Raw genomic sequence first — 13896 nt, 5'->3', positions numbered from 1 at the left:
TGCCAACACTCGCTAACTGCCCCGTCACACTGGTTCCTTGTGATTTTAATTGTTGGGCCGCACTGGTGACGTTGCGCATATTTACTCGGACCATCTTTTCACCTCTAAAGTTTGCATTTTTTCTTAACGACAAAGGTCAATATTAATTAGTCTGCGTCACTTGACCACGAATCTTTGCTATTTCTTCATCATTCTTATTTACCCATTCGCTCATTAACTTATCTTGTTTATTCTCTAAATCATTTTTAAATCCTTCAAAAACAATGTTTTTAATATCTTTCTGGTTGAAGTAATACATGGTATCTGGATCCAGTCCCTCAGGATACAAGCAACTACCATAATCAAAAAACAATGTCCTTTTGCCATCAGTAGAAAAAACATTTTTAGTAATAATCATTAAATCATGGTTTCCATTTTTAAGCCGTACAACCGATCCAATTGATAACATTTAAACTGCCTACCTTTATTTAAAATCGCATTATGTTTATTAGAAGTGTCCTTTTCTAATATATCCAGACGTAAACGGTATACTCACATTCATTTGGTACTTAAAAATCATGCATTCTGTAATTAGAAGCACAATTAAAGCCACAATAAAGAGTATTAAAGAACTCGTCACTGCGACAGTGATAACACTCAAATTGAACAAAACGGCTACAACAAGTTTTGTAGGGGTTAAACTGCTCAAAAAGTATTTTTTTTCTGTTTTGGCCACCCACATTACCGGAACACTCTCTTGTTTACCAATCTTGATCCCGTGACGATTTAATTCGCGAATTGATTTGAAATAAATATAAAGATACGCCCCACCAATTAATATACTGGCAATCCCAGTTGTCCACAGATAAAAAGGTCGATTGTAGTTTGCAAATAAAACAGCCAGTGCGCTCATTGATCCTCCAGAAATATTTACATCTTCATAATTATGAGGATTACTGGGAACTATGGTCGCATGATTTTCTTTTTGAATTAACCAACCCGTTTGTTGGTTACGCCAATTTCTAAAAAAGAATAAGGCTGATACAGCAAAAGAAATGACATTGCTTACTAACAAATCTTCTCCGGATTGAAAAACAAAATAAATGCCATATCGATGAATTAATTTTAATTCATACTCATTACCTGGGTTGTAATCATAACTTGTCAAAAGTTTCTACCTCTTTTGTTTTTTATAATGTCCTGCATACGCCGCCGCATATGCTCCAGTAACACTTCTTGAGGTATTAGTTCTTTGAGATGCTTTTATAGATCCACTTTCAAATGCACCTAATTTTTTATAATTAGCATTACGAGCCACTTTTTTCGTATGAGCAAAGGATTCTTTCACATATTTTGGATGATTCATTAAAAATGATGCTTCCACAGACATTCCAGTTCCAAGAACTGTTATTAAAAACACTCCTGGTACAGATCCCGTTGCTATCCCTAGTGCGGACACACCTGCCCTAATTGTTGCGCTTGAACCCAAATCAGCAAAAGAGTCCACCAGCGCAAAACCAGCCCCTTTAAGACTTGGTGCATGTTTCCCATTATTTGTGTGTTTTAAAACATTAATTGCAAGACCTAACCCAAAAGAGCCTCTCGGAGGCAATCCATTATGTTCCAACACCGAAAAAACTCCATTAATAATTAAGTCGCCTACCGACTCATCCTCTTGTTCTTTGTTTTTATGCTTTTGTTCTCTAATTTTTTTTAATGACACATGTTTCTTTTTTCGTTCACTGCCACCAATAGCTATTGCACCAGTGGCGTATGCCAGATCTTCCATGAACACTTGTCCGCTTTTACTCCCACCAGAAATTCTGATGTTACCGCCAACACGGGCAGATTCAACGGTGATGTCCTTCATTCGACTCGAAGGACTCATGCCATTGAATGAAGTTAGTTTCTGCGAAGTTTGCGAGAGCTTACGCTCAGCATCTTCAATTTCAGTCGGTGCTGTCTGTCGTAAACGCGTTACACTAGCTAGACCGCCCGCCTCTGAACAGCCAGCATTGCCTTTACTAATTCCGCGTTCCAATTCAGCACGTAATGCACTCAGCTTAGCCTTCTGTGATTGTAAATAGTCAGTATCAATAATGGCGCTATCACTACTATCAACACCACTTTTGAAAGCAGTAATTAGATGATCGAACTCACGAATTAGGTCTTCCACGTTACTGGTTAGTGTGCGTGTTGCATCAACATGCACGTGTTGGACATAACCGCTCATACTTCGTTGTGCAGCACCCTCAAAGTTATCTGATCGTGGCACCCGTGTCATGGCAGTGCCAACACTCGCTAACTGCCCCGTCACACTGGTTCCTTGTGATTTTAATTGTTGGGCCGCACTGGTGACGTTGCGCATATTTACTCGGACCATCGCCAACACTCCTTTTGTTCCTATTTTGAAAGTATTAAAATCAATTAATTCTATCATTAGAATTAATTGATTGCATTAAATATTTAAACTTTACCAATATAGCGAGCACTTGCCTGATCAGCGGCCTGAATACCGGTGCTAACATTGCCGAATTGCCCCGCATCCCTGCCGGCTAAACCCGCATATTTAGAAATAATGCCGTTTAATTCTTGCTCTAAATGGGCAATTTGAACAAATGGTCGTGCATTGGTATCTCCTAAATTTAACGAATGTAAATGAACGCCACCTAGCCCAGATGCTGCGTTTCTGGCAGAGCTAACATTTCCTTGTAACGGACCAACATTGACTGAAATTTTCCCCATAATGTATTCCCCTTATTCCATGGCACTCTCAAGGCGACTAATTGCACGCTCTAAACTAGATTTTTGATGCTCTAATTCTGTGATCTTGTGTTGAACAGATGTTTTATTTTCTTTGTTCTGATCAACATCGCGTTTAATTGCGCCTGTCACTTTGCTAAAGCTTTGATCAAACGCTTGTCGTCGCTGTCCGCGCCACCTACTGTCGCTGAGACCACTTTTAAATGCTCTAGCTTTCGATTCGGCTTGCTCTAACATCGAGGATGCTGAAGTCATCGTTGACTTCGCACGTTTCAGCTTCGAAAGCTTACTATTAAGCTTGCTTACTTTGGAACGATCCTCTGATATCTCTCTTCTCCTGCGAGCATTTCTAGCACGCTTTGCCCGTTCTCTCGCCTCTTTTTGAGCCTTTTCCTTATCGTCACTCATTACTCATTACCTCCGATTTTAGGAAGTCGCATTTTACGATAATTACGCCCTTCAAAATAGTAACCTTCATCGATTTGTAGGTATGCTTCACCTGATACCATTTGTGTAGGCGTTAATTGCTCATCTGATAGGCGAACTCCCATTATCCCAGACTTAAGATTACCCTTTATGGCAGTCAGGATTGAACTAAATCCTGATTCAAGTCCACGTTCGGCAGTCGCAATAATTAAATGCATGTTATGCAAACCTGCATCTGTCAGAAGCAGGGTAATATCGTCTTCACTAAGCTCCGAATGATCAATAAGGTCATTAAGCTCGCTTATCAAAATAACGTAACTTTCGGTTTCGTCACCCTCTCCGCTAATACGGTCTTGCAACTCTCCCATGATACCGTTAGCAATTTCAACGTAATCTGTTGCATTTCCAATGTAATCAATTTCATCGAACGCTTTTGAATCCTTGATCTTAGTGTTTAAGACCACAGTCGTCAGATTTGAAGAGGCCATTGCCCGAATTGCCACGCGACAATAATTAGCCTGCTGCTCGTCCGTATCCGTCAACAACATAAATGGCTCCGTGCTCGTAAGATCAACCGCGAGTGGTTGCGTACTTTCAAGATCTAACCCCATTGGCAATGATGTGTCGCTCATAGTGCTTTGAACTGCCTTACGTTGCATAAACTCATCAAAAGTAAATTCATCTGGAACCATTGGAATCTCTTCCGGTACTTCACCCTGCCAATCATTTGCCATCTGTTCAGCTTCGTTTTTAACAGCCTCTAATACATGCAGTGCATCCTCTGCTTCACAGGGTTCAAAAGTTTGGAAGGACCGCGGTTCGTCTAACTTGATTAACCCACGACCAGGCATGTCATCAATAGTCAGCTTCGTACGACCAACAACATCGGAGACTTCGTTCTTGTCAATCAAGAACAAGGCAATTTGAGTCTTCAAGTTCGTTGTCATCTGCATGCGGAAAGCACCTTGACGGTTAGCAGATGCTAACAAGAAGATACCGATACTAGCCCCTTCACGCGCAATTGTATTCATCATGTTTTCGAATGGTTCTTCAAAAGATGAATCGCGAACCGCGTCATAGTTATCAATTACAACTTCAATAACTGGTAACTGTTCACCAGTAGCTTCGGTGTACTGTTCCAGTGTTGCAACACCAGCCTTGTTTAAAAGACGTTTACGCGTCTTGACGGCTTCGTCTAACCGAGTAAGTAATTTAGCAAGCTTTTCAGTTTCATCTACTCGAATAATATCGGCAACATGTGGTAAGCCACGTAATGGCAAAAGTCCATTAGTCCCGAAGTCTAACAAGTAGAAGTTCATCTGCTCCGGATTATTTTGACGGGCTAACTGCATCACCATTGTCTGTAGGAATGTAGACTTGCCATAACCAGCGGACCCAATCACAGCCGTATGACTGTTGTCGTTGAGGTCCATCACTAATGGTCGTTGCGCCTGTTGAGACGGAATATCCACAATTCCGACGGGAACTTTAACATTCAATGGCTGACTCCATGTTTCGTGATAGTTGATTAGACTGTCTCCAGTAATTGGAATCACCTTGCCAAGCGGCGGTAACCATGGTCGAGGTAACCGTTTAATGCCATTTTCTTCGGCATAATCGTGAATGTAATCAATTACCGCTTCCAATTCACTCGGCCGCTTCTGAAGCTCGGTACTATCTTTATCGTCATCACCACTTAAATCTTGTGTTAAGACTTCATACTGGCCTAACTCGTTAATCGCGTAGATGGTTTGATCTACATGGGTGGTTTCTTGATCTGGATTGTAATCCGCACCACTCCACGCAGACTGGAACAGCTCATACTTTTCATTGTTCCCGACTTGCAGGTAAGCACGCCCTGGTTCCACGATGGAAGCAGCATCTGGTGTGTGCAAAATTTCGTTGGAATCGGCCTTATCCTGTACTTTCAATGAAATCTTGAACTTAGAGTTTGACCAAATCTGGTCGTCCACAACCCCGGTAGGTTTCTGGGTGGCTAAAATCAAATGAATTCCCAGTGAACGTCCGATACGAGCGGTTGAAACCAACTCCTTCATGAACTCTGGCTGGCCCGTCTTTAATTCTGCAAATTCATCAGAAATCAGGAATAAATGCGGCATCGGCTCTGTCGCTGTGCCGTCGTTAAAGAGACGTTGATACTGGTTAATATGGTTGACATTAAATTGACTGAATAACCGTTGTCGGCGCTGCAGTTCAGCCTTGATAGAATCTAAGGCCCGCATACTCTGAGCCCCGTCTAGGTTAGTAATTGCGCCGAGCAAGTGTGGCAGGTTACGGAACAAGTTGGCCATCCCACCACCCTTGTAATCAATCAATAAGAAGCCGACATCGTTGGGACGAAAGTTAACTGCTAAAGAAAGAATGTATGATTGAACCAATTCAGACTTACCAGAACCAGTCGTCCCGGCGATTAATCCATGCGGACCATCGGCCTTTTCGTGCAGGTTCAAGTTAACAATGTCATCTTTGCCCCGTTCACCTAGTGGTACAGCTAATGTCTTAAACGGTTCATGGCTCTGCCAACGTTGGCCAACATTAAGATCCTCTACTCGCGTTGTGTCATACATCTGCAAGAAGGTAACTGCTTTAGGAATGGAATTTTTAAGGGTTTCCTGATGATTCAGAGCTGCCAGTCCGCGGGCGGCTATTTCAGGATCAAAATTGGCTGGGAAGTGATCTGGTGTAAAGGCGTGGTCCTCCAACTTGCCTTGTTCAATCACGACTCGTCCATGCTGATAATCCGCAATATCAATCACTGTTTGAACCTGCTCTGGCAGGCTTTGCATCACATCTTCGACAAAGACCATGGAAACACCCAACTCTGTTAGGTCTTTAGCAAAGTATTCCATGATGGAATGATCTAGCACCAACTCTTCGTGCGTTAAGAACACAACATAGTGCGGCGAGAAGACGAGTTTTTCTTGACTGTTATCATTTTCCTTTAGCTGTTGGTCACGGTCTTTTAGAACTTGATAGAACGAATTTAAAATTTGATCGCGACTTCGTTCGTGATAGATGAAACCACGGACGTTCATGTCCTGTAATGTAGCATGTGGCAGCCAGCGCATCCAATTCCACTTGGCTTTTTCAGTCTCGGGAAAAATCGAAACGAACTGCAAGTCGTGATAACTATGGAAAGTCGCCAGTTGTAAGGCCATTTCCTGAACCTGTTCAATCACGAGTTCACGTTGGCCAATCAAACCGACAGGTCCATGCATCAAATCAGAGGTAATAGGAACATCATGTAGTGTCTGAAAGCGCCGTTCCAGTGCCATCGCCCTTTTCATCAATGGATCTTTTGAAAAGGGATCATCTTCAAACTCAACGGAAAAACTGGCTGGAACGTCACCCAAACCCAAGCGATAGGTCAAAAAGTCATGTTGTAAGGGCGTCTTTTCATACAATCGCGAGTTGACATTTAAAATCATGCTACCCAGTGTTTGCACATCTGGGTAATGATAAAACAGCGCCTGAGATTGCTTTTTTGCTAATTTGTTGAGCTCAATCGTTTTTTCCGTCAAATTTTTGTCATATTCCGCGTCACGCTGGGCACTATTAACGCGAAAATCTTTTTTACCTTTAAAATAAGCAGAAATCGAAGTGACCACCGTTGCCAGACTCATCCCCACCATGGATAAAATCATGACTGGGTTACCCTTCGTTGCTAACGTCATAACCAAGGCCATTGCGGCCATCAGGACTGGTGGTAAAATTACTCGACCTAACTGGCTGTCTGGTGAAGTGGGCGCTTGTTGTGGTTCATCCAGCTTCACTTTGGCCTTGGGGGCTCGATAGATGATTCTTGGTGACCGATGGTAATTCGGGTAATCTTCCGGATATTCAGCGAATGTTTGTGGCATAGCCATCAACTGTATACTTGCCCGATCTAACGGATCAATTACTTGCAAATAGTCACGTTTTACAATCACGCGCAGACCGGCAAAAAATAGTTCGTCACCATAATCAACTGGCATGGTTGTCGTGGCCAATAACTGACGATTTAGAAAACACTCTCCGTTAAAGACACTCAACTGAAAACCATTGGTTGTCCTCACCAGACGCATATTGACATCACTTTGACGCAAATTGATTGCATCGCTGGGATGCGGTCCAATCACAACTTCATTGATGCCTTTCAAATCATAGGCAGAAGCAGCTCCTTGCGGTAAGAGTTGATAACTGGTTCCCCGCCACTTGGTAACTGTCCCTAGGATCAAGGCTTGATTGTTAATCAAGATGCGGCCGTCGCTAATGATGGCGCTTAATGGCGTCTGCATCCCTGAAAATGCATAGCCAGTCGTCGCAGTCCCAAATAATAACGTTTTATCTTGATCTAAGCGAATCCTAATGGCGTGCATCGTAATGCCATTGCTGACGTATAACATCATCTTTTGCGGATCAAAGCTTGGTGCTTCCGATATCATCGGCTCAGTCTTAGTTTCCAAATCCATTCTTTGCACCCCCTAACTTGCTTTCATAGGTATTAATCTTTTTCTGATACTGACTCCGCTGAGCCTGCTTTTGGGCCCCACTCAGCTTAGGATTAGCATTGACTTGGTCGTATAACTTCGTGTAGGTATACAAAATAAGTTGATCGTCATTGATGTACTGTGCAATGTTTAAGGACTTAGAAAAGTCGCCTCGTCCATTAAAAATCCAGTACTTTAAATAGCTGGCATCTGAACTCAAGGTCACATTTTTTAGCACATTCTTCTTTTGTGCATTACTTAAACTTTCAACATTGATGTAAGAAGCCGCCAACACATACTGTTCTGTTTTGGGTAATTTATCCGGTTCTTCCTGTTTTAAATCGGTAATGACCTGATCGTAATTCGTTGCTAAGTAATCCTTTTGACTGACTAATAACCGACTATCGTACGGTACTTTGCTCAACGTAAAGTACAAAACAACGCCGGCCAGCACAAACGCCAATACCGTCATTGTGTAAAAGCCAACTTGGAAAAAACGTGACCGTCGTTTAGGAATAACGGTATCGACATTAAGCGAACGTTCGTGCTCCTGACGGTATGTTTGACCCAAGAAGTTAGCCAACTGATCAACTGTGTTGGCCTGTAAAACACCCCGGTTAAACGGTGTTTGCCGAACATCCTCAAGCTTTCCTTGATACAAGGACATGTAGTCGTCATGCGGGTTCATCACAAAAATTGCGAAACATTTATATTGCCGCAAAAAGTCGCTGTCATCCATCGTCATTGGCGGTACTGCATTCGCCAATCCTCGGTGAATCACGATGGGCATCAAACTGTCATCAAAGACCAAATTATCCGGATGAAGAAATACATTAATCCGTGACTGTGTGAACTGCTGTAGTACCGCAAGGTTTTCCAGCAACCTTAATTTTTCTGATCGCGATAACTGTTTGAGAAAATCTTCTAACAACAGGTGATGTGCCGCATTTTGATATTGCCAAGTAAAACTATCTTGTTCTTCAATCAACCGTCCTGGCAGTAAGCGCGGATTCGCCATCAAAGTCATGTTTAGCAGCTCTTGGCTTGTGGTCTTCAAACGCCCCTTCGATAATTCAACACTAACCAAGTCCTGTTCAAACCTCAGCTGATATTGTTCTTCGCCAAATGTAATTGTGGTTTCTTTATTCACTACTTCTTCCTCCGATATTCTTACAACACTTCAATGACATCGCCGCTCGCAATGGCAAAATCGTCAAGAATGTCATCATCACTCAGTAATAATCCCTTGTTAACGACACGAATCATGTTACGGTCATCTGGCCTCAACGTCACCGATTCGGCGCCCAAGGCGTCGATTAGTTGCGTTAACGTTTGTTTGACAGTTAATTTGTTTGGGATTCGCAAATCCTTATTGATTAGCGCACGATCAGCCGTCTTGTCTGTTTTAACCGTAATATTGATATAGTTATCTACCTGTTCAGTCACGTTTACGCCTCCAGAATAGTAATTTCTGTCCCTTGATTCCTAAAACAACCCCCACAAGAACAAAACCAATTAGTGTAATTACAACGACTGGCAGATTAATATGGCTTCTACTACCGCTCTGTGTTGTTGGGTCAACACCTGCGTTAGTATCGATCCGCTTACGCCCAGTAAATAAATGCTTTTGCGTTTTGCGAATGCCTTTAACATCCGTATCAATCTGCGGTTTCGTTTTGCTAAACACCTGATGCTTCGTCGCACGGTTGCCGGCTTGTTGATTAGCAGCCTCCTTCGCTAATCCTTTCGTATATTGAGGATCGAACAAATCCGGAATATCTGTGGCCGCCTTATTTGAATTGCCATGTTGTGCCTGCGTAACCTGAGGCTTTTGTTGCAATACTTGTTGGTTAATCGCCAATTGCCCATTAGGTTGATCCGTAGTGGTCTGTTGCTGCGTGGTATCGGCGGGGATTTTAGTGGTTTCCTTTTTCGCAAAGGCGACATTCCCATTCATCCAAATCATTAACATCGCGAGTGCACACACTACACAAAGTTTAATCAGATGTCGTCGCTGCTTTTTCATCACGAACACCCCCATGCGTCTCTCGACTACGATAAACAATCAAGTTCATGGCCGTTGCGGCAACTGCCAACACGGCTAACCAGATGTAAACTCCCGTTGACAGGCTCACGCCAGTTGTTAATTTGGTATAAATCTTTTCCACATACTGTAATGGAGACAATGACATAAAGAACTGCGTCCAGCTGCCACTCATCAGTTTCACACCTAGACTCGGCGTAAAGAACAAGTACATCGCCGAGATGGCAATTAACACAGCCATTCCCGCCGTCTTCGTTTGACGCAATAAATATGTCGAAAGGGAAAGCGCGATAACTTCCACCAAAATTGTCGTCAAGAACCAAATTGACATTGCAATTTGGTTAGTTTGCAATAACGGTTCAGCAATATAACCAATCAATGTCCCTTCGACGATACCGACCACAACGGTCATAATCGTCCAAGGAAGATTTTTCCATAGGACATTGTCCACATTGACGAAACGGTCGATTAAGCGAATCGAACGGCTCTTTTCTAAAGTTGATAAGATATAAGCCGTAAATAACGTCGCAAAGATCATCACTAGAACCAAGTAATAGGGCAAAATCGAAGTATTAGTTGAAATTTCACCACCGTTCTTTGCCTTTACGGGATCGGACAAGTAGTTATAAACACCTTGATTGTCTGCATTACCTTTTTTGGTATTTGCCAGCACACCATTAAAGTTTTTAGAGAAATCACCGTTTTTAGCAATCGTGGTCCCCCATGTTTGTGCTAAACCACTGGCGTTACTGACAATTGCTTTACTGGTACTCGATAACCGAGCCGTGGAAGTCTTTAAGTGCTCAAATGCAGGCGTCATGCTCTTAATCTTTGCCGTATCCGCCATTGTCTTGCTGATCGCTGATTGGCTATCGGCCAGTTGTTCTTGATAACTCTTAATAAGATCTGGACCTGAGGTTTTATCCTCTGCTAATTCAGGCTGTTCCGCAGGTTCCAATGGTGTCTGGTCTTCGTCTAGCACTAATGGATCAATAGCTGGCACCTTCACGGCGTTTGTTGCCTTTAACGCCGACTGATACCATTTCATCAAATCCTGCCCCTGTGCCTGAATATTTGCGTTTTGTTCTTTAATCTGATTCAACGTGACTGCCTGCTGCTCTGAATAGCCAGTGTTATCAATTTGGTCCTGTAACTGTTGCTTTTCAGTTTCAATTTGCTGGTCAACCGATACCGCCTGCGTTTGAAATTGTGCAGATAACTGTGATGCAACCAGTGATGAGATTTCATCAATCAAACTACCGTTATCCAATTGATGATATAAAGACGATGCCGGTGCCTGTTGCGCCAAGGTCGCGTATGATTCGTTGGAAAGCCCATCATCCCCACCACTAGCGCCGTAATAAGCCTTAATAATGGAACCCGTCTGTGAAACGCGATATAACATGTCGTTGACTTGGTGCATCATGCTGCCAATTGCACTGGAATTAGCATTATTTGAATACGTAATTGAAAACTCACCGTGCGTAACTTTGAGTTTGCTACCTGTTTTACGAATCGGATCATCGATTGTCGTTTGAACCTTAGTTCCATCAGCCTTGGGTAAGGTTACCGGATTTGATTGTGTTGTGTTCGTTGCAGACACCGTAACCGTATAATCTACAGTCGCTGCGGCATTACCTAAGAGTGAATCTGGAAAGTGTGCTGTGTTAAACGTAAATACCTTTGCTTTATTGATCGCGTCCGACTCGACGTCGATCGAAGAATCCACGCTGTCTGCCTCAATATTTTGGAGAGCCTCAAGTGTAATCTCGGTCGATTTAGTCGCAGTCGCTTTGAATTTTCCGGCCTCAGTCGTGTTGATTAAGTCCGCTAGCGTTTTGGCATCGATATTTACGCTATTAGGCAGACTAAACTCAATACAGCCTTTATCGCCCTTAGACAACCCTGGCATGTTGAAATACAATCCTGTCCCAGCATTAGTACCAACGTTATTACCGACCACCGTTTTAATATCGGCCACAGCAGCGGTGTTTTTTAGATTGATGTGCTTGTCAGCCGCGTACTTTTTAATGAGATCTGCATCGTGCTGATACGCGCTGGCCTGCTCACCCGTAATGCCACCAGCAAATTGCATCCATTCCAAAGCCTGCTCAATATTGGCATCAACTGCCGCAGCATTTTTAGTCATGTAGGCTTCTATTGCCGCGCGTCCCTTATCATTAACTGGCTGCTTTTCCAAATCGGCATCATTACCTAAAGCAGTCTTGATTACGCCTTCAAGATGACACTGAATCAAGGCTTGATCTTTGATGTCACCCTTCTTTGACCCAGTGAAGAAGGTTCGAAGATTTTCCTGATCACTGCTTAATTGCGTCTTCTCATCCGCCAACACTTTGGTTCCTGCGTCATATTGATCTCGAAGACTCTTGATTGCTGGATTCAAAGCGTTGTTTGCTGTTAATAATGTTTGAAGGTGATCCTGAACCGTGCCACTTAGATCTGTTAACTGACTAACCTGATCACTTTTGATTGTATTAATTTGATCCGTAAACGCTTGGTACTGCTTGTTGTAAGCATCTGTCGATTGTTTATCATTAGCGATTAATTTTTGATGATCGGTTTTCATCAACTCTTTTTCTGTTTCAATCGACTGAGTGTAATAATCTGTGGATGTTTTCTTGTTATCTAACATCTGCTTGTTTTGAGAAGTATTGAAGCTGGTCAAGCCTTTCAGTGAGTCCTGACCGTTAGACACCGTTTGATTCATCGCGTCTTTCACTTCACCGTTAAACTGCTTAGCCTGATCCTGCCAATCGTTGTAGTTATCCTGAATGCCAGAACTCTGATCCGTTATTTCTGAAAAATTATCTCCAAGGCCTTGAAACGGTTTATAAACATTGTTGCTCAAATTACCATTCAAATACCCTTCTCGATTAACCATGCTGCCGACATTAGTTTGTGCCGTATGCAGGTTGTTCACAATACTGGAGAAATACATGTTGATCACTCGCTGATTGAATAATTGCAATAACTGAGTAACTTTTTGTTGCGCTTGTGATCTGATTGCCGGATTCTTACTCGTATTAACTTTATATTGAAGCTGAGCCTGTTGTGGATTCCGGTTCTCCAGTTGCAACGTTCTTTGAGTAAAATTGTTTGGGATAATCAATACCATTTCGTATGTCTTGTGCCGCAAACCACTTTCAGCAATATCCCGAGACGTTACCGTCCAATTGTTGTCAGTATCTTTCGTAATTAAATTAACGAAATTATTACCGAAGTTGTAATTCATATTGTGGAAGTTTCCGCCACGATCCTCGTTGACCAGTGCCACCGTTAATCGATAAGACTTTTGCTTGGCGGATTCACTAACATTGCGATTAACTAAACTGACTCGCCCCAAGAATACGATCAAGCACACCGCTAAAAGTAACCCGACCCCCAGTTGCCAATATTTTCGAATAAACCCCTTCATTGCTCGCTCCTTTAATTTGAAAAAACCGACGATTACGTAAGTAAAACTCAACAAAAGGGCCAATGAACCATCGTCCATTGACCCTTCCACCATTAGTTGAAACCAAAACCTTTTGAAAGCTGTTGGTCTGTTTGTTCCAACGTGTTGGCCGCGTTGTCCAGTTGACGATTGATATCAATCAATAGTTGGTCGAACTGTTTAACTTTTTGCGACAGTTGTTGATACTGTTGCATGTACTGACGGAATGCTTGACCTTCCCATTCACTGCTAATTTGGTTATTAGCACTGTCTAGTGAGTGAAGCACACCCTCAACCGTTTGAGCACCGTTCGTATATGCCCGTGCCTGTGAACGTAACTCTTCTGGTGTTACCTTAATGCGTCCTGCCATTATGAAACCTCCTCAAAAAAATGTAATGTATCTATCAGGAAAATGAACTCCTTAAGATTTTATAATTATGTTTAAAATGATATTAAAAAGCAAGAACTATTTTTATTTCACTATAATATTATTTGATGGTCTGTTGCTCAAAAGACGGTTAGCACGGTATTGAACACTATCCAAAAAACATTGGCTAAACTCAAAATTTCACAAGAGGAACAGTTGCATCAGGGCGATGCAAGCGTTCTTTATCTTTTTGAAATGCTCGCAAAATACTTCTCACAAACAACATAAAAAGAGTTTGAGACATAACTCAAAATAAATCGACCAGAGAAAAGTGATTTTTGCTTTTCTCTGGTCGATTTTTTCATTGCCCTG

General features: G+C 42.4%; 11 protein-coding genes. All 11 read right to left on the bottom strand.

The features are described 5' to 3' along the window. Positions 1-142 precede the first annotated feature (142 nt). Entirely contained in the window at positions 143-448 is a 306-nt protein-coding gene (locus tag G400_RS0112890; protein WP_017261086.1) for a DUF4176 domain-containing protein, read from the bottom strand. Between the two features lie 39 nt (positions 449-487). Then, entirely contained in the window at positions 488-1147 is a 660-nt protein-coding gene (locus tag G400_RS0112885; RefSeq protein WP_017261087.1) for a hypothetical protein, read from the bottom strand. 6 nt (positions 1148-1153) lie between these two features. Continuing rightward, entirely contained in the window at positions 1154-2419 is a 1266-nt protein-coding gene (locus G400_RS16500; RefSeq protein ID WP_225351500.1) for a T7SS effector LXG polymorphic toxin, read from the bottom strand. Positions 2420-2445: 26 nt separating this feature from the next. Then, positions 2446-2724: a hypothetical protein gene (locus tag G400_RS0112875; protein ID WP_017261089.1), complete on the bottom strand. Its 279-nt coding sequence runs from the start codon at positions 2722-2724 to the stop codon at positions 2446-2448. A 12-nt stretch (positions 2725-2736) separates the two neighbouring features. Then, positions 2737-3150 (bottom strand): YwqH-like family protein, encoded by a 414-nt coding sequence (locus G400_RS0112870; protein ID WP_017261090.1) that lies wholly within the window; start codon positions 3148-3150, stop codon positions 2737-2739. Beyond that, on the bottom strand, positions 3150-7640 hold the full coding sequence (gene essC, locus G400_RS15450) for a type VII secretion protein EssC (RefSeq protein WP_017261091.1): 4491 nt from the start codon (positions 7638-7640) through the stop codon (positions 3150-3152). Before essC ends, G400_RS0112870 begins: the two co-directional genes overlap by 1 nt. Continuing rightward, positions 7624-8808 (bottom strand): type VII secretion protein EssB, encoded by a 1185-nt coding sequence (gene essB, locus G400_RS0112860; protein ID WP_017261092.1) that lies wholly within the window; start codon positions 8806-8808, stop codon positions 7624-7626. Before essB ends, essC begins: the two co-directional genes overlap by 17 nt. A 20-nt stretch (positions 8809-8828) precedes the next feature. Beyond that, positions 8829-9104 carry an EsaB/YukD family protein gene (locus G400_RS0112855; protein ID WP_017261093.1) on the bottom strand — a complete coding sequence of 92 codons (276 nt, stop codon included), beginning with the start codon at positions 9102-9104 and terminating at the stop codon, positions 8829-8831. After that, on the bottom strand, positions 9097-9684 hold the full coding sequence (locus G400_RS0112850) for a hypothetical protein (RefSeq protein WP_017261094.1): 588 nt from the start codon (positions 9682-9684) through the stop codon (positions 9097-9099). The genes G400_RS0112855 and G400_RS0112850 overlap by 8 nt, the downstream gene beginning before the upstream one ends. Next, positions 9656-13138 (bottom strand): type VII secretion protein EsaA, encoded by a 3483-nt coding sequence (esaA, locus tag G400_RS0112845; RefSeq protein WP_162129490.1) that lies wholly within the window; start codon positions 13136-13138, stop codon positions 9656-9658. Before esaA ends, G400_RS0112850 begins: the two co-directional genes overlap by 29 nt. A gap of 92 nt (positions 13139-13230) precedes the next feature. Then, positions 13231-13527, bottom strand: coding sequence for a WXG100 family type VII secretion target (locus tag G400_RS0112840; RefSeq protein WP_017261096.1), 297 nt, complete (start codon positions 13525-13527; stop codon positions 13231-13233). Positions 13528-13896 lie beyond the last annotated feature (369 nt).

Origin of the sequence: Furfurilactobacillus rossiae DSM 15814 (genome assembly GCF_000428925.1) — a bacterium.
GTDB lineage: Bacteria > Bacillota > Bacilli > Lactobacillales > Lactobacillaceae > Furfurilactobacillus > Furfurilactobacillus rossiae.
Note: the sequence above shows the minus strand (reverse complement) of the source record. Positions and strands in the feature narration are given on the sequence as shown.

Bases quoted from the DNA above. Each gene is read 5' to 3' on its own strand.
- G400_RS0112890 (WP_017261086.1), bottom strand. From the start codon at position 448: ATGTTATCAATTGGATCGGTTGTACGGCTTAAAAATGGAAACCATGAT.
- G400_RS16500 (WP_225351500.1), bottom strand. From the start codon at position 2,419: ATGATAGAATTAATTGATTTTAATACTTTCAAAATAGGAACAAAAGGA.
- G400_RS0112875 (WP_017261089.1), bottom strand. From the start codon at position 2,724: ATGGGGAAAATTTCAGTCAATGTTGGTCCGTTACAAGGAAATGTTAGC.
- G400_RS0112870 (WP_017261090.1), bottom strand. From the start codon at position 3,150: ATGAGTGACGATAAGGAAAAGGCTCAAAAAGAGGCGAGAGAACGGGCA.
- essC (WP_017261091.1), bottom strand. From the start codon at position 7,640: ATGGATTTGGAAACTAAGACTGAGCCGATGATATCGGAAGCACCAAGC.
- G400_RS0112850 (WP_017261094.1), bottom strand. From the start codon at position 9,684: ATGAAAAAGCAGCGACGACATCTGATTAAACTTTGTGTAGTGTGTGCA.
- esaA (WP_162129490.1), bottom strand. From the start codon at position 13,138: ATGAAGGGGTTTATTCGAAAATATTGGCAACTGGGGGTCGGGTTACTT.
- G400_RS0112840 (WP_017261096.1), bottom strand. From the start codon at position 13,527: ATGGCAGGACGCATTAAGGTAACACCAGAAGAGTTACGTTCACAGGCA.